Here is a 22,734-nt window from a genome sequence, read left to right on the forward strand (position 1 = left end):
AGGAGAGATGCCTTTCATGGATGAAAAACAGGAGCTGGAGTGCCTGCGCCGGGAGCTGGTGCAGGCCAACTATGAGTATTATGTCCAGGACGCCCCCACCATGACGGACTACGACTACGACCACAAGCTGCGCCGGCTGGAAGAGCTGGAAGCAGCCCACCCGGAGTGGATCACCCCCGACTCCCCCACCCAGCGGGTGGGGGGGAAGGCCCTGGACGCCTTCCAGCAGGTGGTCCATCGGGTGCCCCTGGAGTCCCTCCAGGACGTATTCGACTTTGAGGAGCTGCGCCAGTTTGACCAGCGGGTGCGGGGCGCGGCGCCGGACGCCCGCTATGTGGTGGAGCCAAAGGTGGACGGCCTCTCGGTGGCGCTGGAGTATGAGGACGGGGTCTTCGTCCGGGGGGCCACCCGGGGGGACGGCCGGGTGGGGGAGGACGTCACCGAGAACCTGCGCACCGTCCGGTCTATCCCCATGGTCATCCCTGACGCCCCCGCCAGGCTGATCGTGCGGGGGGAGGTGTTCATGCCCAAGAAGGTGTTCCACGCCCTCAATGAGGAGCGGGAGCGGCGGGGGGAGCCCCTCTTCGCCAACCCCCGCAACGCCGCCGCCGGCTCCCTGCGGCAGCTGGACCCCAAGGTGGCGGCCCGCCGCCGCCTGGACATCCTGGTGTTCAACGTCCAGTGGGTGGAGGGGGAGACCTTCAGCACCCATCTGGAAACCCTGGAATACCTGAAAATACACAGCTTTAAAGTGATCCCGCATTACAGCTGTGACCAGGTGGAGGAGGCGGTTGCCCGCATCGCACGGATCGGGGAGGAGCGGGACAGCTTTCCCTTCGATATCGATGGAGCGGTCGTAAAGGTAAATGACCTGTCAGAACGTGAACTGCTGGGCAGCACGGCCAAATTCCCCCGCTGGGCGGCGGCCTACAAGTACCCCCCGGAGGTGAAGCCCTCCAGAGTGGTGGACATCACGGTCCAGGTGGGCCGCACCGGGGTGCTCACCCCCAAAGCGGTGCTGGAACCGGTGCGGCTGGCGGGGACCACCGTGACCAGCGCCACCCTCCACAACCAGGACTTCATCACGGAGAAGGACATCCGCGTCGGGGACACGGTGCTGGTCCGAAAGGCGGGGGAGATCATCCCGGAGGTGCTGTCCGTGGTGGCGGAGGAGCGGCCGGAAGGCACCCAGCCCTACCGCTTCCCCCAGGTCTGCCCGGTGTGCGGCGCTCCGGTGGAGCGGGAGGAGGACGGGGCCCACATCCGCTGCACCGGAGCGGAGTGCCCCGCCCAGCTGCTGCGCAATCTGGCCCACTTCGCCAGCCGGGACGCCATGGACATCGAGGGCCTGGGCATCGCGGTGGTGGAGAACCTGGTGAACGCGGGGCTGGTGAAGACCCCCGGCGACCTGTACTTCCTGAAGGAGGAGGACGTGGCCCAGCTGGAGCGGATGGGCAAGAAGTCGGCGGAAAACCTGATGGCCGCCATCCAGCGCTCCAAGGAGCAGGACCTGTCCCGGCTGATCTACGCCTTTGGCATCCGGCAGGTGGGGCAGAAGGCGGGCAAGGTCCTGGCGGCCCGCTTTGGGACCCTGGAGGCCCTGGAGAACGCCACCCTGGAGGAGCTCACCGCCGTGGACGACATCGGGGAGATCACCGCCCGGAGCGTCCTGGAGTGGATGGCCAGCCCCCAGAGCCGGCACCTGATGGCCCGGCTGCGGGAGGCAGGGGTGAATACCGCCGCCGCGGAGAAGGGGGAGGACCAGCGCTTTGCGGGGATGACCTTCGTGCTGACAGGCGCCCTGGAGCGCCTCACCCGGGAGGAGGCGGCGGCCATGATCGAGGACCGGGGGGGCAAAGCGGCCTCCTCCGTGTCCAAGAAGACCACCTATGTGGTGGCGGGGGAGGCTGCCGGCTCCAAGCTGCGCAAGGCCCAGGAGCTGGGCGTCCCAGTGCTCAGCGAGGAGGAATTTTTCCGGCTCATGGAGTGAGTGGAGGGCCAGCAGGGCATTTGGAGAGTTGGATCGTCTGGACTGGAGCGGCGGGGCGTCAGCCCTGCCGCTCGGTGTTTTCCCTGGAAGAGGGGGGAGAGGGCGGGGAAGAAGAGCGAGGCCGCGTCCCGCATGGAGATGAGGGCCCGGCAGGCTCCGGGAGCACAGGGACAGAACAAGAGCGGGACCGCCCGAAAGCGGTCCCGCTCTTTGCCGGCAGGGACGGAGGGATCAGTCCTGCTCCCAGTTGTGGTAGACGTTCTGCACGTCGTCATTGTCCTCCAGGAACTCGATGAGCTTGGTCATGTTCTTGATGTCCTCCTCATCGGTGAGCTTCACATAGTTCTGGGGCACCATCTGCACGCCCGCCTCCAGGAAGGTGTAGCCCTTGGCCTCCATGGCGGCCACCACGGCGTTGAAAGCGTCGGGATCGGTGTAGACCTCGAACACCTCGTCGTCAGCCTGCATATCGTCGGCGCCGGCATCCAGGGCGTCCATCATCACGGTGTCCTCGTCCAGGTCCTCGGCGTCCAGCACGATGACCCCCTTCTTGTCAAAGGACCAGGACACACAGCCGGTGGCGCCCAGGCCCTTGCCGTACTTGTCCAGCAGATGGCGCACCTCGGGGGCGGTGCGGTTGCGGTTGTCGGTGAGGGCCTCTACGATGACGGCCACGCCGTTGGGGCCGTAGCCCTCATACACTACGTTCTCAAAGTCGTCGGTGTTGCCGGAGCCCAGCGCCTTGTCGATGGTGCGCTTGATGTTGTCGTTGGGCATGTTGGCGGCCTTGGCTTTGGCGATGACGGTGGCCAGGCGGGAGTTGTTGGCGGGGTCGCCGCTGCCGCCGGTCTTGACCGCCACGATCATCTCACGGGCGATCTTGGTAAAGATCTGGGACCGCTTGGCGTCCGCCGCGCCCTTGGTCTTCTGGATATTGTGCCACTTGGAATGTCCGGACATATCTCTCGTTCCCTTCTCTGAGTTCATTAAAAAGCGATGGTATTATATCACTTCTCCCTGTCCTTTGCAACCCCTGGATGGGGACAGTCTGCCCCATCGGGGGCCGGGGAGAAAGATTTCAGGCGAATTGACGAAATACGGGATTCCCTTCGGTCTTTGCGTAGGGGCGCATATCATGCGCCCGCCGGTTTTACACCGGCTGTCCCTATTCTGCCAGGGTAGGCGCGACACCACCGTGGGGTCTGCGCGCCCATTGGACCCACCAACGGCGGCAGCACAAACGGGGGAAGCGGGTGTCGTCCCCCACCCGCGCCGGACGCCGGCGCCATACCCAAGGCCCGTGTCCCCCGCATCGGGGGTCCGGGGGAAAGCGGACTGCGGGACCTAGGCGGAACGGATGTGGAGCCGTGGTCCCGCCGGGAGCGTCACCCGGCGATTCTTTGGTTTCTTTCTGATCGCTCAGAAAGAAACCCGCCCCACAGGGCGGGACCTCTTTAACAGATCCTAAGGATTGATATGGGGTCGAGGGAGGGAAGGCCCCTCATCCGTTGCGGCATACGCCGCGCCACCTTCCCCCCTCAGGGGGGAAGGTTTTTCGGGCGGCTTCCAGCCGCCCCGGAGGCGTGGGAGGATCAGCTGAAAAAAACTCTTGACTTTATTGCTTTTGTGCGTTACAGTTTAACGCGAGAAAGTTTTTGGGAGTGTGATCGCTATGATCGTCAAACTGGGTATGCTGATCGTGTTCTTCGGCGTGATGGTGGGCATCGGCCTGTACTGCCGCCGCCACGCCACGGATGTGAACGGATTTGTGCTGGGTGGGCGCTCTGTGGGCCCCTGGCTCACCGCTTTCGCCTACGGCACTTCTTATTTCTCCGCCGTGGTCTTCGTGGGCTACGCCGGACAGTTTGGATGGAAGTACGGCATTGCGGCCACCTGGGCGGGCATCGGCAACGCCCTGCTGGGCTCGCTGCTGGCCTGGGCGGTGCTGGGCCGCCGGACCCGCATCATGACCCAGCACCTCAGCTCCGCCACCATGCCGGAGTTCTTCGGCAAGCGCTTCGGCAGCGACAAGCTGAAGATCGCCGCCTCAGTCATCATCTTCATCTTCCTCATCCCCTACACCGCCTCGCTGTACAACGGACTGTCCCGCCTGTTCGGCATGGCCTTTAACATCGACTATTCCGTGTGTGTCATCGTCATGGCGGTCCTCACCGGGGTGTATGTCATCGCCGGCGGCTACATGGCCACCGCCATCAACGACTTCATCCAGGGCATCATCATGATCGTGGGCATCTGCGCCGTCATCGCCGCCGTCCTCAACAGCCAGGGAGGCTTTATGGCCGCCCTGGAGGGACTGGCCCAGGTGAGCGACCCCGCCGTCTCTGACATCCCCGGCGTCTTCGCCTCCTTCTTTGGCCCCGACCCCCTGAACCTGCTGGGCGTGGTGCTGCTCACCTCGCTGGGCACCTGGGGCCTGCCCCAGATGGTCCAGAAGTTCTACGCCATCCGGGACGAGAAGGCCATCGAGACGGGCACCGTCATTTCAAGCGTATTCGCCCTGCTGGTGGCCGGCGGCTGCTACTTCCTGGGCGGCTTCGGGCGGCTCTTCTCCGACCAGATCGACGTGGCGGCCAACGGATATGACTCCATCATCCCCACCATGCTCTCCGGACTGTCCGATGTGCTCATCGCCGTGGTGGTCATCCTGGTGCTCTCCGCCTCCATGTCCACCCTGTCCTCCCTGGTGCTGGCCTCCAGCTCCACCCTCACCCTGGACTTCCTGAAGGACCACTTCATCAAAGATATGGATGAGAAGCGCCAGATCCGCATCATCCGGGGCCTGATCGTGGTTTTCATCGCCATCTCCGTGGTGCTGGCCATCATCCAGTACAGGTCCAGCGTCACCTTCATCGCCCAGCTCATGGGCGTGTCCTGGGGCGCGCTGGCGGGCGCCTTCCTGGCCCCCTTCCTCTACGGCCTGTACTGGAAGAAGGCCACCTCCGCCGCCTGCTGGGCCAGCTTTCTCTTCTCCACTGTGGTGATGCTGTCCAACATCTTCGTGGGCTCCCGCTTTCCAGCTCTGCTCCAGTCGCCCATCAACGCCGGCGCTTTCTGCATGCTGGCCGGACTGGTGATCGTGCCGGTGGTGAGCCTCTTCACCCGCAAGCCCGACCCGGTGCTGGTGGAGGACGCCTTCTCCTGCTACAACAAGCCCGTCATCGTGGCCCAGCGGGAGGCCCTGGGAGACTGAGCGGCGGGTCATCCGCAGATGGATTTGACAATCCGCCGGTTTTCCTGTATCATAGACGGGCAAGTAAGCTGGACAGCCGCGCGGGCGGGGCGAAAGGCCCGCCTGTGAGGAAAGTCCGGGCTCCGCAGGGCAAGGATAACGGGTAACACCCGCCGGGGGCGACCCTAGGAAAAGTGCAACAGAGATATACCGCCTCGATCCCCCGTGAGCGGGGGAGGAGGCGCAGTGGAATGAGCGAGCTTTCCCTTGGGGGAAGCGAGGGATATGAAACTTGCGCCGGTGAGGTAAGGGTGGAAAGGTGAGGTAAGAGCTCACCCGACGGCTGGGAACTGTCCGTCGCTGTAAACTCTATCCGGAGCAACGCCGTGGAGGGACACACAGGTCGGCCCGACCGTCCCAGGGAGGCGGCTGGAGCGCACCGGCAACGGTGCGTCGAGATAGATGGCTGTCTTAAAAGACAGAACCCGGCTTACAGGCTTACTTGCATCTTCAGAAAAAAGAGTGGAGGGAGATCCTTCACTCTTTTTTTGTGTGTTGGCCATGCTCTTTTTAAATGGATCTCCGCGTTCTCCGGCATCACAGGACCGGCGTCGGAAGAGCAGGCACCTGCCGGCGGGCCATCGCGGCCGCCAGGGACAGGACCCACGCCGGCGGCAGCCAGTTCACCTTCACCGCCCGGGATAACAGACCGCATGGGCGCGCCCATGCGGTCCTGTCAGTCCTGTCCCTCTGCTCCCCCTGCCTCCGCCATGGCCGCCTCCTCCCGCAGGCGGGCGGCCAGCTTCCGGGTCAGCTCCATGTCCTGCTCCCGGCTCCAGGAGCGCTCCCGGGCGGGAGCCGGGGGCCTGCCCGGACGGTCCCCCTGCTGGCGGCGCAGGGCCCGGGCCTGCCGCTGGCTGAGCCACCGCTGGGTGTCCCGCAGGACGGCCGCTCCCAGAAAGCCGCAGGCGATCCTGGTCTGGCCGGACATCTGGGGGTAGTGGTCCAGGATCTCCTCCATGGTCACCGACGGGTCCCGCCACACCCGCTCGGCATAGACGCACAGGGCGGACAGCAGCCACCCCCGCTGGTCCGGGGGGAGGTCCTCCACCACAAAGTAGTTGTCAAAGTAGAAAACAAAACCCCGTTTCGCGTTCTCCAATCCGCATCCCTCCTTACTCCTAAACGGAAAAGGGGAGAGAAAGTGGCACATTTCCGTGCAATTAGGGCCCCGTAACAGTAACAGTCAGAGAAATAGAAAATGTCATTGTTATCTCTGTTATAGTGATAGGAAGAGCGATGGTCACCGTGCCGCGCCGGGCGGCGGAGGAGAGAGGGGGGAGGGGACCGTTTTTCCCCCGCGGGGGGACGGGAGCGCTGTCAAGAACATCTTTCCATCCAAACCGCGCCTCAGCCACAACGAAAAAGCTGTGGCTGACACAGTGATTTTCCCGGGATGTTGGAGCGGGGCGGTTGACAAGGCCCCGCTTTTGTGGTAATTTGATAACAGCAACAAACTTAGGGATGTTTTTTATGTTGGATTTCAACCCGGGGGAGCATATCTGCGTGGTGGGGGACGCCCGCCCGGAGAAGACCAACCCCATCTACCTGGCCCACGAGAAGGTGATCCTCATCCTGGTGGTGGAACGGGCCACCGGCCTGATCGTGGACGCAGACACCAATATGGTCTGCGAGCTGACCCGGCGCTTCCTCCGCTCCGTCTTTGTGGGGCACAGCCTGGTGGACGACCTGGAGGAGATCCGGAACAGCCTTTTGGACAACTATCTGGGGGACTCCAAGCGGGTGCTGTACGCCGCCGCCCGGTCCGCCCGGATGAAGTTCCTGGACAGCACCAGTCAGGCGCGTGAATAGTCAGCATTTTGCTATGCGGCGGGAAGTGGACTTGTCCTTTCTGCCATCCAGTAGCAGGACGCACTGAACCGCAGCGGGACGGAACGCCCCGCCGGGCAGGTGCGTCCTTTTGCATCCCAACAGACAAGCGAGACAGCAGAAAGAATGGAGGTATCCCTATGTATGATCTGATCCTGCGGGGCGGCACGGTGGTGGACGGGAAGCGTTCCCAGCCCTATGCCGCTGACATCTGCATCCGGGAGGGACGCATCGCCCGCATCGCCCCGGAGGGCGGCGAGGAGGCCCGGGAGGTGGTGGACGTGTCCGGACTGGCGGTGGCCCCCGGCTTCATCGACATCCACACTCACTCTGACGCCTGCCCCCTGGTGGACTATGAGCCGGAGAGCAAGCTACACCAGGGCATCACCACCGAGATCACCGGCAACTGCGGCATCTCCATCCTGCCCAGCACGCCGGAGAGCCGGGATGAGATCGGCCGCTACTTCTTCAGCCAGCTGGAGCTGCCCGCCGGGAGCCTGCCCCAGCTGGGAGTGTCCGGCCTGGAGGAGTACGCCCGGATGGTGGCGGACCACGGCTGCGCCGCCAACTACGGCCAGCTGGTGGGCCACGGTACCCTGCGGGGGGCGGTGATGGGCTTTGTGGACCGGGACCCTGAACCGGAGGAGATGGAGCAGCTGAAGGATCTGCTGGAGCGGGAGCTGAAGGCGGGCGCTTTCGGTATGTCCCTGGGGCTGATCTATCCCCCCAGCGCCTTCTGCAAGAGCGAGGAGCTGGTGGAGCTGGCCAAAGTGCTGAAGAAGTACGACGCCCTGCTCACCGTCCACATGCGCAACGAGGGGCCCCGCATCTTCCAGGCAGTGGATGAGATGATCGACATCACCCGCCGCTCCGGGGTGCACCTGCAGATCTCTCACCTGAAGCTGATGGGCAAGCCCCAGTGGGGCCGCTCCCAGGAGCTGCTGGACAAGATCGAGGCGGCCCGGCAGGAGGGGATGACCATCACCTGCGACCAGTACCCCTACACTGCCACCTCCACCTCCATGACCGCCCTGCTGCCCAAGTGGGCCCACGACGGCGGCGTGTCCGCCCTGGTGGCCCGGGTCAAGGCCCCCGACCAGCGGCTGAAGGACGAGACGGCGGCGGAGATGGAGGACCGGGGCGGCCCGGCCCATGTGATGGTCTCCGGCACCCACGGCTACCACCCGGAGTGGGAGGGCAGGACCGTGGCGGAGCTGGCGGAGGAGCTGGGGCTGTCCCCGGTGGACACAGTGATGCATGTGCTGTCCGCCTGCGAGGGCTCGGTGGCCTGCATCTACTTCTGCATCAACGAGGACGACATGCTGAACATCATGAGGGACATGCGCATCGCACTGGGCAGCGACGGATACGGCTTCTCCTATGACCGGTCCATCACCCGGACCAACCCCCATCCCCGCAGCTTCGGCACCTTCCCCCGCTTCCTGGAGCTGGCCCGGGACCACAGGCTGATGCCCCTGGAGGACGCGGTGTACAAGATCACCGGCCTGCCGGCGGACATCCTGGGCCTGAAGGACCGGGGCACCCTGGAGGAGGGCCGGATCGCCGACATCACGGTCTTTGACCCGGAGCAGGTGCGGGACCTGTCGGAGTACACCGACTCGGTGAAAAAGCCGGCGGGCATCCGCCACGTGCTGGTGGGGGGCACCTTCGCCCTGAAGGACGGCGCGGCTACCGGCTCCAGAACGGGCACGGTGCTGAAGAAGGGCTGACCCGATCTGACCTGCCAATATAGAGGGACCGCCGCGGCGGCCATCTCTCCCCTTTCCGGGGAGAGATGGCCGGGGGAGCTGACGTCCCCCCCGGCGGGCCTCTGGAGAAAAAAGGAGGGAAGGAGCCTTGTATGATCTGATCCTGCGGGGCGGCACGGTGGTGGACGGAACGCGTTCCCGGCCCTATGCCGCCGACGTATGCATCCGGGACGGGCGCATCGCCCGCATCGCCCCGGATGCGGGGGAGGAGGCACGGGAGGTGGTGGACGTGTCCGGGCTGACGGTGGCCCCGGGCTTCATCGACATCCACAGCCACTCCGATGCGTGCCCCCTGCTCAGCTTCCAGCCGGAGAGCAAGCTCTTCCAGGGCATCACCACCGAGATCACCGGCAACTGCGGCACCTCCATCCTGCCCAGCCTGCCGGAGAACAGCCGGGAGATCGTCCAATACTTTTTTGATGACACCAGCATGTTCAGTCAGGTGGTCCTCAACGAGAAGGACCGGAGCCTGGACGGCCTGTACGGGGTGGAGGAGTATGCCCGGGCGGTGGCGGCCCACGGCTGCACCGCCAACTACGGCCAGCTGGTGGGCCACGGCACCCTGCGGGGGGCGGTGATGGGCTTTGTGGACCGGGACCCTGAACCGGAGGAGATGGAGCGGCTGAAGGACCTGCTGGAGCGGGAGCTGAGGGCGGGCGCCTTCGGCATGTCCCTGGGGCTGATCTATCCCCCCAGCGCCTTCTGCAAGCGGGAGGAGCTGGTGGAGCTGGCCAAGGTGCTGAAGAAGTACGACGCCCTGCTCACCGTCCATATGCGCAACGAGGGGCCCCGCATCTTCCAGGCAGTGGACGAGATGCTGGACATCACCCGCCGCTCTGGAGTGCACCTGCAGATCTCCCACCTGAAGCTGATGGGCAGGCCCCAGTGGGGGCGCTCCCGGGAGCTGCTGGACAAGCTGGCGGCCGCCCGGCGGGAGGGGCTGAACGTCACCTGCGACCAGTACCCCTATACCGCCACCTCCACCTCTATGACCGCCCTGGTGCCCAAGTGGGCCCACGACGGAGGCCGCGCCGCCCTGCTGGAGCGGCTGCGGGACCCCTCCCGGCAGCTGAAGGCGGAGATCGCCGCCGAGATGGAGGACCGCGGCGGAGCGGACCGGGTGATGATCGCCGGCACTCACGGCTGCCGCCCGGAGTGGGAGGGCAGGACCGTGGCGGAGCTGGCGGAGGAGCTGAAGCTGTCCCCGGCGGACACGGTGGTCCACGCCCTGGACTGCTGCGGCGGCCGGGTGGCCTGCATCTACTTCTCCATCGATGAGGGCGACATGCTCAACATCATGAAGGACATGGACATTGCGGTGGGCAGCGACGGATACGGCCTGTCCTTTGACCGCTCCATTACCATCACCGACCCCCACCCCCGCAGCTTCGGCACCTTCCCCCGCTTCCTGCGGCTGGTGCGGGAGCACCAGCTGATGCCGCTGGAGGACGCGGTGTACAAGCTGACCGGCCTGCCGGCGGACATCCTGGGCCTGAGGGACCGGGGCACCCTGGCGGAGGGCCGGATCGCCGATATCACAGTCTTTGACGCGGAGCGGGTCCGGGACACCTCGGAGTTCACCGATTCCGTGCGGAAGCCGGAGGGCATCTGCCATGTGCTGGTGGGGGGCGAATTCGCCCTGCGCCAGGGCAGGTCTGCCGGAGGGAGAAAGGGGGCGGTCATCCGGCGCGAGAGCGGAGGACCTGTCTGAGGACAGGGAGAAAACAATATGTGTGAGCCGTCCCGGCCTGCCTGTCTGGACCGGGGCGGACAGAAGGGAGAAACAGATATGGAATTAGGTAGTTGGTCTATCATTCAGGCGCCCTCTCTGCTGGCTCTGATCCCCCTGGTGGTCATGATCGTGCTGATCTTCCGGGGGAAGAGCAACGTGTCCGCCATCATGGTGGGCGTGCTGGTGGGCGCTCTGCTGCTGGGGCAGGACCTGGGGGCCATGGCCAAGGCTTTCGCCACCTCGCTGGGCTCCTCCACGGCCCTGATCGGCCTCATCATCATGATGGGCGCCGGCCTGGGCGTGCTGATGAGCGAGGCGGGGGTCACCCACACCCTGGTCTACTGGATCGTCAAGCGCATCGGCGTGAACACCCAGACCAAAGGCAAGATCGCCCTGGTGGTGGTGTCCATCATCGTCTGCGGCCTGCTGGGCACCCTGGGCGGCGGCAACGCCGTCATCGCCCCCATCATGCTGCCCATCATGGCCTCCCTGGGGGTCACCCCCACCGTGGTGGCCACCCTGTTCAAGGTGGCGGGTGAGATCGGCCTGATCCTGGGCCCCCTCACCGGCGTGACCCTCATCACCATGGAGGTCACCGGCCTGTCCTACGGCGAGCTGATGATCCAGGCGGCCATCCCCTTCGCCGTGTTCTGGCTGGCTGGCGCCTGGGTGGGCGCGAACCGCGCCCAGAAGCGCACCTTCGGCAAGGAGGGCTATGCCCTGGGGGAGGACGTGCAGCACCTGGATCAGGTGGTCATCACCCCCCGTCAGAAGCGGACCACGGTCGCTTTCCTGATCTCCTTTGTCCTTCTGGTGGGCTACGGCATCGCCACCAAGCAGGGCACCAACTACGCCCTGATGGTCATGATCGTCCTGGCTGCCGTGGTGGCCATCTTCGGCGGCATCGAGATCGACCGCTCCGTGGACTGCATCACCAAGGGCGTGGCCTCCCAGGCCAACATGTTCCTGATCTTTGTGAGCATCGACGTGCTGCTCAACCTGGTCACCCTGGGCGGTGGCTTTGACGCCCTCTCCAACCTGCTGGGCGGCCTGGCGGGCAACAGCCCCACCGCCGTCATGCTGGTGGCCTCTGTGGTGGGCGGCTTCGGCATCGAGGCGGCCGCCGTGGCGGAGATCCAGATCATCACCGACATGTTCGGCGGTCTGGCCACCCAGGTGGGCCTGCCCATGGGCTGCTTCGCCGTCTCCATCCTGGCGGCCACCCGGCTCACCGGCTCCGCCTATCCCACCACCAACTTTGCCGGCCAGCTGGGCACCGCCCAGTGCAGCAACACCAAGGAGGCCCTCCAGGCCTGCTGGATCAGCGTTGCCTTTGCCTGCGTCTTCGTGGTGGCGTACTCCTTCATCGGCCCCCTGATCCTGGGCTGAGCCCGGCGGGACTGAAAAAGAGTGAAAAAAGCCCCCTGTATAGGTCTGTTCCTATACAGGGGGCAGCTTTTTTGAGGCGGTCAGAGACCGGCCAGATCCCGGATGACCGCCCCGGCCAGCACCAGCCCGGCGGCGCCGGGGACAAAGGAGACCGAGCCCGGGACGGCCCGGCGGGGGGAGGAGGCGGGGCGGGTGTCCCCGCCGGGGGGGAGCTCCGCCTCCGGGGGGGCCAGGGGGGCGCGGGGCTCCTCCCGGGACCAGACCACCTTCAGGTGGTGGATGCCCCGCTTCCGCAGCTCCTTCCGCATCACCCGGGCCAGGGGGCAGCCCTCCGTTTTGGACAGGTCGGAGACGGAGAAGGCGGAGGGGTCCAGCTTGTTGCCCGAGCCCATGGCGCTGATGAGTGGGACCCCCAGGGCCTGGCAGCGGACGGCCAGCTCCAGCTTGGCGGAGACGGTGTCCACCGCGTCCACCACATAGTCGTACCGGGACAGGTCCACCTCCCCGGCGTTTTCCGGCAGGTAGAACATCCGCAGGGCCCGCACCCGGCAGGCGGGGTTGATGTCCCGGACCCGCTCCGCCATCACCTCCGCCTTGGGGCGGCCCAGGGTGGAGTGGAGGGCGATGAGCTGCCGGTTCAGGTTGCTCTCGGAGACGGTGTCGTCGTCGTACAGATCCAGGGCGCCGATGCCGGCCCGGGCCAGGGCCTCAGCGCAGAAGCCCCCCACGCCGCCCACCCCGAAGAGGGCCACAGAGGCGTGGAAGAGCCGCTCCTGGGGGCCGTCGCCCAGGAGCATGCGGGAACGGGAGAATTGATCGGACACAGGTCCCACCTCGTCTTTCCAAAGGGGTGCCCCGCCCGCCGGGCGGAGCGTTCTTTCTTGGCGCGTGCGGTGACGGCTGAGGGAATTTCCCGGGGCTCTGCGGAAAAGATGCAGATCCGGCCTCTGTTTTTGTCACCACACGGGCCATCATATCATAAGATTTGGGTGAGTTCAACGGCAAGGAGGGCGGGACAGAGCGCAAAAGCGGGGGAAAAGGGATAAAATTCCCGTGGAAGGAGGCAAAATGAGAAAAGGCCATTGAGTATTCCAGGGATATGTGCTAAAATATTTGGCTGGCATATTATTATAAGACAGACCTGATGAGGTGTTGAATAGGATGAAGATCGTGGTATTGGCGGGCGGGCTCAGCCCGGAGCGCAACGTCTCCCTGTCCTCCGGCGCTATGGTGAGCGAGGCCCTGCGGGAGCAGGGCCATCAGGTGGCGCTGGTGGACCTGTTTTTCGGGACAGAGGGGGTGGAGGGCCCGGCAGAGGCCCTCTACGACGCCCCGGTGCCCCAAGCGTTCAAGCGGATCGGCCGGCAGGCCCCCGACCTGGCCCAGGTGCGCGCCGCCCGCCGGGACAGGAGCCCCTCGTCCATCGGCCCCGGGGTGCTGGAGCTGTGCGCCGGCGCGGACGTGGTCTATCTGGCCCTTCACGGCGCCTGCGGCGAGGACGGCCGCATCCAGGCGGCCCTGGATCTGCTGGGAGTGCCCTACACCGGCTCCGGCTGCCTGGCCAGCGCCATCGCCATGGATAAGGACCTGACCAAGCGCCTGGTGGCGGGTCAGGTCACCACCCCGGCCTGGCGCTCCGTCACCGTGACGGAGGAGAACCTGGAGGAGCTTGCCCGGCAGACCCGCCTGCCTGTGGTGGTCAAGCCGGTGGACAGCGGCTCCTCCATCGGGGTCTTCATTGCCCGGAACGGACAGGAGCTGCGCCGGGCCCTGGAGGAGAGCCGGAAGCTGGGGGGCCGCACCGTGCTGGAGGAGTATATCCAGGGCAGGGAGATCCAGGTGGCGGTGCTGGAGGACCGGGCCCTGCCCTCCATCGAGATCATCCCCAAGGAGGGCTTCTACGACTACGAGAACAAGTACCAGCCCGGCGCGGCCCTGGAGGTCTGCCCGGCCCAGATCCCCCCGGAGTGGGAGCAGCGGCTGGGGGAGGCGGCACTGGCCGTCTTTCGGACCATCGGGCTGTCCGTGTACGCCCGGGCGGACTTTATCGTGACGCCGGACGGGACCCCCTATTTCCTGGAGATCAACACCCTGCCCGGCATGACCCCCACCAGTCTGGTGCCCCAGGAGGCGGCCGCGGTGGGCATCGGCTACGGCGCCCTGTGCCAGACCATCGTGGAGGCGTCTCTGAAAGCCAGAAAAGGAGGAGCCTGACCAGATGGAAGCCATCACTCTGGCCCAGCTTCTGGAGGCCGTCCACGGCACGCTGCTGGGCGACTTCCGGGATGAGAACGTGATCGTCCAGCGGGTGGACACCGACAGCCGGACCATCCACCCCGGCTCCCTGTTCATCCCCCTGGTGGGAGAGCGGTTCGACGGGCACGCCTACATCAACGCCGCCCTGGAGGGGGGCGCTCTGGGCTGCCTCACCGCCCGGGAACGGGAGAGCTACCGCCCCGACAGATTCTATATCAAGGTGGCCAGCACCCAGCGGGCCCTGCGGGACCTGGCCGCATGGTACAAGGCCCGATTCCCCATCCCCTTCATCGCCGTGACGGGCAGCGTGGGCAAGACCACCACCAAGGACATGATCGCCGCCGTGCTGAGCACCCGGTACCGGGTGCTCAAGACCGAGGGCAATTACAACAACAACATCGGCCTGCCCCTGACCCTGCTGCGGCTGGACAGGAGCTGTGAGATCTGCGTGCTGGAGATGGGGATGGACCGCCCGGGGGAGATCGACTACCTGGGGGAGATCGTCCAGCCGGACGTGGGAGTCATCACCAACATCGGGGACGCCCACATCGAGCGCCTGGGCAGCCGGGAGAACATCTTCCGGGCCAAGTGCGAGCTGCTGCCCCACATCCGGCCCGGCGGGCTGGTGGTGCTCAACGGGGATGATCCCATGCTGGCATCCCTCCGGGGCCGCACCCCGGTGCCCGCCGTCTTCTGCGGCCGGGAGGAGGGCCTGGAGTACCGGGCCCGCCGGCTGGAGGGGGACGGGGACAGCCGCATCCTCTGCCAGATGACAACCCCCCGGATGGACCGGCAGGTGGAGATCCCTGCCCTGGGGGAGCACATGATCTACCCCGCCCTCATCGCCGCCGCCATCGGAGAGCGGTTCGGGCTCACCCAGGACCAGATCGTGGAGGGCATCCTCCGCTTCGTCCCCACCCGGATGCGGATGAATATCCTCTACCGGGGGGATGGGATCGTGATCCTGGACGACACCTACAACGCCAACCCCCAGTCCATGCGGGCGGCCATCAGCGTGCTGTCCGACCGGCGCAGCCAGTGGAGCATCGCCGTGCTGGGGGACATGTTCGAGCTGGGGCCCTTCGCCCCCGCCCTGCACACGGGGGTGGGGGAGTGCCTGGGCAAGGCCCGCATCGACTGCCTGGTGGCGGTGGGGGAGCTGGCGGAGCACATCGCCCAGGGGGCCCGGAACTCCGGCGTGCCCCTGGTGTACCACTGCAAAGACAAGGCGGAGGCCAAGCCTGTCCTGGACCAGCTGGTCCGGCCGGGCAGCACCATTTTAGTGAAGGCGTCCCGCGGGATGGAGCTGGAGGAGCTGACCGCTTACCTGCTCTCCATCACCCCGGAGGCGGAGTGACCCCCAGGGCCCTCCCGCGGACGGACCGTTTGGAAGGCCCGCCTGCGGGAGGGCCCTTCCCAGAGGCCAACACAGGAGAGACAGAGGACCGTTATGATCGATATCGCCATTTCCGGCCTGGTCAAGGAATTTGAGGTCGGCAAAAAAATACTGGACGGGCTCACCTTTCAGGTGGACTCCGGCGAGCGGGTGGGACTGCTGGGCAAGAACGGCTGCGGCAAGACCACCCTGCTGCGCATCCTCACCGGCCAGCTGGACTGGGACGAGGGGGAGGTGGTCCTGGCCCCGGACAAGCGGGTGGGCCTGATCTCCCAGATCCCGGTCTACCCCGCCGGCTACACGGTGGAGGATGTATTGGACACCGCCTTCCGCCCCCTGCGGGAGATGGAGGAGGAGATGGAGCAGCTGGCCGCCCGGATGGAGCGGGGGGAGGACCCCGCCCTGCTGCGCCGGTACGACCAGCTCACCGCCGCCTTCGAGGCCGGGGGCGGCTATGACACCGACACCCGGAAGAACAAGGTGTGCAGCGGCCTTCAGATCGGCCCGGGGATGCGGGAACAGCTCTTCGACCGGCTCTCCGGCGGGGAGAAGACCCGGGTGAACCTGGGCCGGCTGATCCTGGAGGACACCGACATCCTGCTGCTGGACGAGCCCACCAACCACCTGGACCTGAAGGCCACCGAGTGGCTGGAGGAGTATCTGGACAAGTTCAAGGGCACGGTGCTGGCGGTCTCCCACGACCGCTGGTTCCTGGACCGGGTGGTGGACCGGGTCATCGAGATCCAGGAGGGGAAGGCGGAGTTCTACTCCGGCAATTACAGCTTCTATGTGGTGGAGAAGGAGCGCCGCTACCAGGAGAAGCTGAAGCAGTATGAGAAGGAGCAGGCCAAGATCCAGCAGCTGGAGAAGGCCGCCGAGCAGCTGCGGATCTGGGCCTATTCGGGCAACGACAAGATCTTCAAGCGGGCCCAGTCCATGGAGAAGCGCATCGAGCGGATGCGGACCACCGACAGGCCCACCCGGGAGCGGAAGATGGAGGTCCGCTTCGGGGAGCGGGAGTTCCGGGGGGATGAGGTGCTCACCATCAAGGGGCTGTCCAAATCCTTCGGCCAGCGCGCCCTGTTCTCCGGGGTGGACCTGGAGGTGGTGGGGGGCGAGCGCATCGCCCTGCTGGGGGACAACGGCACCGGCAAATCCACCCTCATCAAGATCCTGATGGGGGAGGAGGGGCCCGACGAGGGGAAGATCCGCATGGGCCCCACGGTGAAGATCGGCTACCTGCCCCAGATCATCCACTTCGACCACCCGGAGCGCAGCCTGCTGGACACCATGCTCTATGAGCTGGACTGCACCGCCCAGACCGCCCGCAACCGGCTGGCCTCCTTCAAGTTCCGGGGGGAGGACGTATTCAAGCCGGTCTCCGCCCTGTCCGGCGGGGAGCAGTCCCGGCTGCGGCTGTGCATGCTCATGGACGAGAAGATCAACCTCCTGATCCTGGACGAGCCCACCAACCACCTGGACATCCAGAGCCGGGAGTGGATCGAGGAGGCGGTGGAGGAGTACGAGGGCAACCTGCTCTTCGTCTCCCACGACCGCTACTTCATCGACCGCTTCGCCACCCGGGTGTGGGTGCTGGAGGACGGGCAGGTCACCGACTTCCGGGGCAGCTACGGCGAGTACCGGGCAGCCCGGGAGAGGAAGCAGGCCCAGGCCGTCCCCGCCCCCGCGGCGGCGCCGGCGGAGAAGAAGGAGAAGCCCCGGCGGCCCGGCGGCACCAAGAACCTGGAGAAGGAGGTGGCCGCCGCCGAGCGGGCGGTGGCTAAGGCAGAGGAACAAATGTACGAGCTTGGGCTCCAGATCGAGGAGGCCGCCTCCGACTATCTGAAGCTCCAGGAGCTGTATGAGCAGCGGGAGGCGCTGGAGGAGGAGATCCTGAAGCTGTACGGGACTTGGGAGCGCCTGTCGGCGGAGCTGGAGGAGGCCAGAGGATGAAGCGGCAGATCAGCAGTTATAAAGGAAAGAAGCTCTGTCTCTGGCAGAAGCTGCTGCTCTCGGCGGTGCTGGCCGGGGCCGTGACCTTTGCCGGGCTGTTCGGCGCGGTGCTCTACGGCTCCTACGACCATATCCAGGGGGACCCCCGGGCGATGGTGGTGCTGGGCTGCCAGGTGATGCCCGACGGGGAGCCCTCCATCCTTCTGCGGGACCGGCTGGACCGGGCGCTGGACTACCTGGAGGACCACCCGGACCTGACGGTGGTGGTCTCCGGGGGCCAGGGGGACAACGAGCCCGTCACCGAGGCCCGGTGCATGGCGGACTACCTGATGGAGCGGGGGGTGGAGGAGGACCAGCTGCTTCTGGAGGAGCGGTCCCACAACACCGACCAGAACCTGCGCTATTCCCGGGAGCTGCTGGAGGCAGAGGGCTGTGATCTGTCCCAGGGGGTGGTGGTGGTCTCCAACGGCTTCCACCTGACCCGGGCCCGGATGCTGGCGGAACGGGCCGGATATGACAGTGTCTCCACCCTGGCGGCCCCCTCCAGCCACCTGCCCTCCCGGCTGCACATGTATGTGCGGGAGCCGCTGGCCCTGGTCAAGTCATTTTTCCTGGACCGGTGAGGGGCCGGGGGAGAGGAGGCAGCTGTGGATCAGATCACCATTCGGAATATGCGGGTGGAGGAGTATGCGACGCTGAAGGACCTCCTCTATGAGGCGATCTACGTCCCGCCGGGGGACGCTCCGCCGCCCAGGTCGGTGGCAGACCGGCCGGAGCTGGGGGTCTATTTCCAAGGATTTGGAAGTGGACCGCTGGACCGGGCTCTGGCAGCGGTGGACGGAAGCCGGGTGGTGGGCAGTGTATGGTGCCGGCTTATGGATGACTACGGACATATCGACGATGAGACGCCCTCCCTTGCGGCGGCGCTGTATCCGGAGTACCGGGGCCAGGGCATCGGAACAGAGCTGCTGCGCGCCATGATGGATGCTTTGGAGCGGGAGGGGGTCCGTCAGGTCTCCCTGTCCGTGCAGAAGGGGAACCCGGCGGTCCGCCTGTATCGGAGAGTGGGATTCCGCATAGTACGGGAGACAGAAGAGGAATATATCATGGTGGACCGCCTGGGGCGGGCATCAAGCGGAAAGGAGCATGCCCATGCTGGACAAGCTGGCGGCCGTGGAGGCCCGATACAGCCAGATCGAGGCCAGGCTGGCCGCGCCGGAGACCTATGACGACCCCGCCCAGGTGGCCCGGCTGAACAAGGAGCAGAACGAGCTGTCCCCGGTGGTGGAGACATACCGGGCCTACCTCCGGGCCCGGGAGCGGGAGCAAGAGGCCGGGGCCCTGCTCTCCGACCCGGAGCTGCGGGAGCTGGCCCAGGAGGAGCAGCAGCAGGCCAGGCAGGAGCTGGAGCGGCTGGAGCGGGAGCTCCAGCTCCTGCTGCTCCCCAGGGACCCCAACGATGGGAAGAACGTCATCGTGGAGATCCGGGCCGGGGTGGGGGGGGAGGAGGCCGCCCTCTTCGCCCACTCCCTCCACCGCATGTACTCCATGTATGCCGAGAGCCGCCGCTGGAAGACGGAAGTGGCCAGCCTGAACATGACGGAACTGGGAGGGGTAAAGGAGATCTCCTTCACTATCGAGGGGGACGGGGCCTGGTCCCGGATGAAGTTCGAGAGCGGCGTCCACCGGGTCCAGCGGGTGCCGGAGACCGAGTCCGGCGGGCGTATCCACACCTCCACCGCCACGGTGGCCGTCCTGCCCGAGATGGAGGAGGTGGAGGTGGACCTGGACCCGGCGGACGTGGAGATGCAGGTGTTCCGCGCCTCCGGGGCGGGGGGCCAGCATGTGAACAAGACCTCCTCAGCGGTGCGGCTCATCCACAGGCCCACAGGCATGGTGGTGGAGTGCCAGCAGGAGCGCAGCCAGTTCCAGAACCGGGACAGGGCCATGCGCATCCTGGCTTCCCGGCTGTACGAGGCGGAGCAGGAGAAGCGCAGCAGCGAGTTCACCGCCGAGCGCCGCAGCCAGGTGGGCACGGGGATGCGCAACGAGCGCATCCGGACTTATAACTTTCCCCAGGGGCGGGTCACGGACCACCGCATCGGGCTGACCCTGTACAAGATCGAAAGCGTGATGGACGGGGACCTGGACGAGCTGATGGACGCCCTGGCCGCCGCCGACCAGGCGGAGCGGCTGAAGCAGACCCAGTAAACGACGACGAAAGGATCGGGAGGGACCGACATGGATTTTTATATTCACTATACCGCCCTGCCCCAGGGGAAGAGCCTGGCGGACGTGGTGGGCGAGCTGAACGAGGTGCTGGAGGACGGCGGCGCGGTGTGCGGCGGCCAGACGGACGGCCCCGGCGGACGGCTGGATCTGGAGCTGGAGGACGAGAAGGTGAACCCCAAATTCGCCCAGATGGCGGTGAAAGCCTATCTCCAGCGGGCCCAGTTTCCCCGGGATACCCGGGTGGAGCTGGGGGGCATGGAGATCGGGGTCTACGAGTGAGGCCGGGCCGCTATGTTCCAAAATGTGATCTTTGATCTGGACGGCACTCTGCTCAATACCATAGACGACCTGGCGGATGCGGCCAACTGGGTGTGCGCCCGGCACGGGTGGCCCCTCCACACGGTGGAGGAGTACAAGCGCTTCGTGGGCAACGGGATACCCAGGCTGGTGGAGCGCTTTGCTCCGGCCCCGGAGCGGACGCCGGAGGGGCTGGCCCGGGCCCTGGAGGAGTTCTCGGAGCGCTATGGCGCCCACAGGGCGGACAAGACCGCCCCCTACGCCGGGATGCCGGAGGCGGTGGAGCGGCTGAGGGCGGCGGGGGTGCGGACGGCGGTGCTGTCCAACAAGGCCCACGCGCTGGCGGGCCCGGTGGTGGAGGACTACTACCCGGGGCAGTTCCCCTGGGTGCAGGGGGCCCTGCCCGGCCTGCCCACCAAGCCGGACCCCACCCTGCTGCACCGGCTGATGGAGCAGATGGGGGCCTCCCCGGAGGATACTCTGTTCGTGGGGGACAGCGATGTGGACATCCGCACCGCCAGGAACGGCGGCCTGACCAGCTGCGGCGTGCTGTGGGGCTTCCGCGGACGGGCGGAGCTGGAGGCGGAGGGGGCCGACTGTCTGGCCCGGACGCCGGAGGAGCTGGTAAAGGCGGTGCTGGGAGATGGCTGAGACTATTTTAGAGACTGACCGACTGATACTGCGGGAAATGACGGACAGAGATTTTCCTGCCCTGTGCCGGATGCTTCAGGATCGGTCAGTAATGTACGCCTATGAGCATGCCTTTTCAGACCAGGAGGCTTGGGAATGGCTTTGCCGCCAGCAGGCGCGGTATCGAAAGGATGGCTTCGGCCTGTGGGCAGCAGTGGAGAGAACATCCGGGGAGATGGTGGGCCAGTGCGGACTCACTTGGCAGGGGCTGGGAGATGGCACACGGATACCCGAGGTTGGCTATCTTCTGGAGCGGACGGCCTGGCACAAGGGCTACGCCGTTGAGGCGGCCCGGGCCTGCCGGGACCATGCCTTTTCAGCCCTGAAATTTGAGGAGGTATTCTCCATCATCCGGGACAGCAACCTTGCATCCCAAAGAGTAGCTCGGTGCATCGGGATGGAGGAGCGGGGCTCTTTCATAAAGCACTACTATGGGATGGATATGCTCCACATCGTGTTCTCCGTCCGGCAGGGGGAACAGCTTCCGCCTGCTGGAAGCCCTTGAGGGGCCCCATAGAAGCTCCCACACACCTTTCCTTAGAGGAAAGGTGTCGCGGCATATGCCGTGTCCCCACCTCAAGCCTTCCCCCCCAGAGGGGGGAAGGTGGCACGGCGAAGCCGTGACGGATGAGGGGGCGTCCTTCCACCGAGCCGGTCTCAGTCACAGGATTTGTCAGAGGGGGTTCCGCCCTGCGGGGCGGAATCCATTTGGGGACACCCTGCCGCTGAAGCCGGGCGGGCCAAGCCCGCCCCTACGCAGGGCGCGGGCCCCATAGGGAGACCGGCGGGGAAAACGGGGTCCGACGAAGCAGCGCGCCGGGCCGCTGTGCGCTGCACAGGGGGCACGCCCCGCCCGGATGGGACCCTCGGAAAACGGGCACGCGCCCAAGAGAGATAGGAAGTGGAAAAGGATGGAGACAAAGCGCCTCTCCCAACAGGACATCCAGACCGCCGCGGACCTGCTCCGCGCCGGCGGCCTGGTGGGCATCCCCACCGAGACGGTGTACGGCCTGGGGGCCAACGGGCTGGACCCCGCTGCGGTGGGCCGGATCTTTCAGGCCAAGGGCCGCCCCCAGGACAACCCCCTGATCCTGCACATCCCGGGGGCGGACTGGCTGGAGCGGTACTGCCGGGACATCCCGGCGGCGGCCTATGAGCTGGCCCGGCGCTTCTGGCCCGGTCCGCTGACCATGGTGCTCCGGCGGCGGGACAACGTGCCCGATCAGGTGACGGCGGGGCTGGACACGGTGGGAATGCGCTGTCCCGCCCACCCCCTGTGCCGGGCGGTGATCCAGGCGGCGGACGTGCCGGTGGCGGCCCCCTCAGGGAATACCTCCGGGCGGCCCAGCCCCACCACCGCCGCCCACATGCTGGAGGACATGGACGGCAGGATCGACGCCATTTTGGACGGCGGCCCCTGCTCCGTGGGGGTGGAGTCCACCATCGTGGACCTGACATGCACGCCCCCCCGCCTGCTGAGGCCGGGGGGGATCACCCTGGAGCAGCTGCGGGCGGCCCTGGGGGAGGTGGCGGTGGACCCGGCGGTCACCCGGCTGATGGGGGCGGGGGAGAGGCCCCGGGCCCCTGGGATGAAGTACCGCCACTACGCCCCCAAGGCCCCCGTCACCGTGGTCACCGGGGAGCCGGAGCGGAGCGCGGCCTATATCGCCGCCCACGCCGGACCGGGGGACGGGGTCATCTGCTTTGAGGAGTTCCTCCCGATGTATGCGGGGGGCGCGCGGCCCGTCATGAGCCTGGGGCCGGCGGGGGACAAGGGGGAGCAGGCCCGGCGGGTGTTCGACGCCCTGCGGGCCTTCGACCACACCGCCGTCTCCGCCATCTGGGCCCAGTGCCCGGACAGCGGAGGGATCGGGCTGGCGGTCACCAACCGCCTGAACAAAGCGGCGGGCTTCCACATCGTGGAGGCCTGACCAAGGAAAGGAGCGAGGG

General features: G+C 66.3%; 19 protein-coding genes and 1 other RNA gene. 17 read left to right on the forward strand and 3 right to left on the reverse strand.

The genetic code is table 11. The annotated features are described in order from the left end of the window. Positions 1 to 16 precede the first annotated feature (16 nt). Positions 17 to 1,990: an NAD-dependent DNA ligase LigA gene (gene ligA, locus NE584_RS09100; RefSeq protein WP_256182666.1), complete on the forward strand. Its 1,974-nt coding sequence runs from the start codon at positions 17 to 19 to the stop codon at positions 1,988 to 1,990. A gap of 231 nt (positions 1,991 to 2,221) precedes the next feature. Here ligA and NE584_RS09105 read toward each other — a convergent pair whose 3' ends face one another. Further along, positions 2,222 to 2,950 carry a YebC/PmpR family DNA-binding transcriptional regulator gene (locus NE584_RS09105; RefSeq protein WP_050624646.1) on the reverse strand — a complete coding sequence of 243 codons (729 nt, stop codon included), beginning with the start codon at positions 2,948 to 2,950 and terminating at the stop codon, positions 2,222 to 2,224. Between the two features lie 712 nt (positions 2,951 to 3,662). Here NE584_RS09105 and NE584_RS09110 point away from each other — a divergent pair. After that, entirely contained in the window at positions 3,663 to 5,201 is a 1,539-nt protein-coding gene (locus tag NE584_RS09110; RefSeq protein ID WP_108981305.1) for a sodium:solute symporter, read from the forward strand. Positions 5,202 to 5,261: 60 nt separating this feature from the next. After that, positions 5,262 to 5,689: RNase P RNA component class A (gene rnpB, locus NE584_RS09115), an RNA gene on the forward strand. 227 nt (positions 5,690 to 5,916) lie between these two features. On the opposite strand, the gene NE584_RS09120 is transcribed toward rnpB, so the two are convergent. Further along, positions 5,917 to 6,342, reverse strand: coding sequence for a DUF6291 domain-containing protein (locus tag NE584_RS09120; protein ID WP_050624648.1), 426 nt, complete (start codon positions 6,340 to 6,342; stop codon positions 5,917 to 5,919). A 371-nt stretch (positions 6,343 to 6,713) separates the two neighbouring features. On the opposite strand from NE584_RS09120, the gene NE584_RS09125 reads away from it, so the two are divergent. From NE584_RS09125 to NE584_RS09140, 4 genes are all read left to right on the forward strand, one after another. Continuing rightward, positions 6,714 to 7,052 carry a DUF3870 domain-containing protein gene (locus NE584_RS09125; RefSeq protein ID WP_050624649.1) on the forward strand — a complete coding sequence of 113 codons (339 nt, stop codon included), beginning with the start codon at positions 6,714 to 6,716 and terminating at the stop codon, positions 7,050 to 7,052. A 158-nt stretch (positions 7,053 to 7,210) separates the two neighbouring features. Beyond that, on the forward strand, positions 7,211 to 8,800 hold the full coding sequence (locus NE584_RS09130) for an amidohydrolase family protein (protein WP_256182667.1): 1,590 nt from the start codon (positions 7,211 to 7,213) through the stop codon (positions 8,798 to 8,800). 127 nt (positions 8,801 to 8,927) lie between these two features. Further along, entirely contained in the window at positions 8,928 to 10,550 is a 1,623-nt protein-coding gene (locus NE584_RS09135) for an amidohydrolase family protein (RefSeq protein WP_050624651.1), read from the forward strand. Positions 10,551 to 10,628: 78 nt separating this feature from the next. Further along, on the forward strand, positions 10,629 to 11,960 hold the full coding sequence (locus NE584_RS09140) for a TRAP transporter large permease subunit (protein ID WP_050625483.1): 1,332 nt from the start codon (positions 10,629 to 10,631) through the stop codon (positions 11,958 to 11,960). Between the two features lie 80 nt (positions 11,961 to 12,040). Here the strand turns inward: NE584_RS09140 and NE584_RS09145 are convergent, their stop codons facing one another. After that, positions 12,041 to 12,784, reverse strand: a complete 744-nt coding sequence (locus NE584_RS09145) for a ThiF family adenylyltransferase (RefSeq protein ID WP_256182668.1) — start codon at positions 12,782 to 12,784, stop codon at positions 12,041 to 12,043. Between the two features lie 337 nt (positions 12,785 to 13,121). Here NE584_RS09145 and NE584_RS09150 point away from each other — a divergent pair, with 337 nt between their 5' ends. The 10 genes from NE584_RS09150 to NE584_RS09195 all read left to right on the forward strand — a co-directional run bounded on the left by NE584_RS09150 (position 13,122) and on the right by NE584_RS09195 (position 22,715). Beyond that, positions 13,122 to 14,174 (forward strand): D-alanine--D-alanine ligase, encoded by a 1,053-nt coding sequence (locus NE584_RS09150; RefSeq protein ID WP_256182669.1) that lies wholly within the window; start codon positions 13,122 to 13,124, stop codon positions 14,172 to 14,174. Positions 14,175 to 14,178: 4 nt separating this feature from the next. Next, the gene (gene murF, locus NE584_RS09155; protein WP_108981302.1) at positions 14,179 to 15,573 is read left to right on the forward strand and encodes a UDP-N-acetylmuramoyl-tripeptide--D-alanyl-D-alanine ligase; all 1,395 of its coding nucleotides are present in this window, start codon (positions 14,179 to 14,181) and stop codon (positions 15,571 to 15,573) included. Positions 15,574 to 15,666: 93 nt separating this feature from the next. Next, a complete protein-coding gene (gene abc-f / locus NE584_RS09160; protein ID WP_256182670.1) occupies positions 15,667 to 17,565 on the forward strand; it encodes a ribosomal protection-like ABC-F family protein in 1,899 nt (632 codons plus the stop codon). After that, positions 17,562 to 18,188 carry a YdcF family protein gene (locus tag NE584_RS09165; RefSeq protein WP_108981300.1) on the forward strand — a complete coding sequence of 209 codons (627 nt, stop codon included), beginning with the start codon at positions 17,562 to 17,564 and terminating at the stop codon, positions 18,186 to 18,188. The genes abc-f and NE584_RS09165 overlap by 4 nt, the downstream gene beginning before the upstream one ends. Positions 18,189 to 18,212: 24 nt before the next feature. Continuing rightward, entirely contained in the window at positions 18,213 to 18,794 is a 582-nt protein-coding gene (locus NE584_RS09170) for an N-acetyltransferase (protein ID WP_337541354.1), read from the forward strand. Continuing rightward, entirely contained in the window at positions 18,718 to 19,776 is a 1,059-nt protein-coding gene (prfA, locus tag NE584_RS09175) for a peptide chain release factor 1 (RefSeq protein ID WP_256182671.1), read from the forward strand. The genes NE584_RS09170 and prfA overlap by 77 nt, the downstream gene beginning before the upstream one ends. 30 nt (positions 19,777 to 19,806) lie before the next feature. Next, entirely contained in the window at positions 19,807 to 20,076 is a 270-nt protein-coding gene (locus NE584_RS09180; protein WP_050624658.1) for a hypothetical protein, read from the forward strand. A 12-nt stretch (positions 20,077 to 20,088) separates the two neighbouring features. Further along, positions 20,089 to 20,745 carry an HAD family hydrolase gene (locus NE584_RS09185; RefSeq protein ID WP_050624659.1) on the forward strand — a complete coding sequence of 219 codons (657 nt, stop codon included), beginning with the start codon at positions 20,089 to 20,091 and terminating at the stop codon, positions 20,743 to 20,745. After that, positions 20,738 to 21,289 carry a GNAT family N-acetyltransferase gene (locus NE584_RS09190; RefSeq protein ID WP_256182672.1) on the forward strand — a complete coding sequence of 184 codons (552 nt, stop codon included), beginning with the start codon at positions 20,738 to 20,740 and terminating at the stop codon, positions 21,287 to 21,289. Before NE584_RS09185 ends, NE584_RS09190 begins: the two co-directional genes overlap by 8 nt. 406 nt (positions 21,290 to 21,695) lie before the next feature. Continuing rightward, positions 21,696 to 22,715, forward strand: a complete 1,020-nt coding sequence (locus NE584_RS09195) for an L-threonylcarbamoyladenylate synthase (RefSeq protein ID WP_108981297.1) — start codon at positions 21,696 to 21,698, stop codon at positions 22,713 to 22,715. Positions 22,716 to 22,734: the final 19 nt, after the last annotated feature.

The sequence above is a fragment of the Clostridium sp. DFI.5.61 genome (genome assembly GCF_024462915.1).
GTDB lineage: Bacteria > Bacillota > Clostridia > Oscillospirales > Oscillospiraceae > Lawsonibacter > Lawsonibacter asaccharolyticus.

Excerpts from the sequence above, each read along its gene's own strand:
- ligA (WP_256182666.1), top strand. The coding sequence starts at position 17 with ATGGATGAAAAACAGGAGCTGGAGTGCCTGCGCCGGGAGCTGGTGCAG.
- NE584_RS09105 (WP_050624646.1), bottom strand. The coding sequence starts at position 2,950 with ATGTCCGGACATTCCAAGTGGCACAATATCCAGAAGACCAAGGGCGCG.
- NE584_RS09110 (WP_108981305.1), top strand. The coding sequence starts at position 3,663 with ATGATCGTCAAACTGGGTATGCTGATCGTGTTCTTCGGCGTGATGGTG.
- NE584_RS09125 (WP_050624649.1), top strand. The coding sequence starts at position 6,714 with ATGTTGGATTTCAACCCGGGGGAGCATATCTGCGTGGTGGGGGACGCC.
- NE584_RS09130 (WP_256182667.1), top strand. The coding sequence starts at position 7,211 with ATGTATGATCTGATCCTGCGGGGCGGCACGGTGGTGGACGGGAAGCGT.
- NE584_RS09140 (WP_050625483.1), top strand. The coding sequence starts at position 10,629 with ATGGAATTAGGTAGTTGGTCTATCATTCAGGCGCCCTCTCTGCTGGCT.
- NE584_RS09150 (WP_256182669.1), top strand. The coding sequence starts at position 13,122 with ATGAAGATCGTGGTATTGGCGGGCGGGCTCAGCCCGGAGCGCAACGTC.
- murF (WP_108981302.1), top strand. The coding sequence starts at position 14,179 with ATGGAAGCCATCACTCTGGCCCAGCTTCTGGAGGCCGTCCACGGCACG.
- abc-f (WP_256182670.1), top strand. The coding sequence starts at position 15,667 with ATGATCGATATCGCCATTTCCGGCCTGGTCAAGGAATTTGAGGTCGGC.
- NE584_RS09165 (WP_108981300.1), top strand. The coding sequence starts at position 17,562 with ATGAAGCGGCAGATCAGCAGTTATAAAGGAAAGAAGCTCTGTCTCTGG.
- prfA (WP_256182671.1), top strand. The coding sequence starts at position 18,718 with ATGCTGGACAAGCTGGCGGCCGTGGAGGCCCGATACAGCCAGATCGAG.
- NE584_RS09180 (WP_050624658.1), top strand. The coding sequence starts at position 19,807 with ATGGATTTTTATATTCACTATACCGCCCTGCCCCAGGGGAAGAGCCTG.
- NE584_RS09185 (WP_050624659.1), top strand. The coding sequence starts at position 20,089 with ATGTTCCAAAATGTGATCTTTGATCTGGACGGCACTCTGCTCAATACC.
- NE584_RS09190 (WP_256182672.1), top strand. The coding sequence starts at position 20,738 with ATGGCTGAGACTATTTTAGAGACTGACCGACTGATACTGCGGGAAATG.
- NE584_RS09195 (WP_108981297.1), top strand. The coding sequence starts at position 21,696 with ATGGAGACAAAGCGCCTCTCCCAACAGGACATCCAGACCGCCGCGGAC.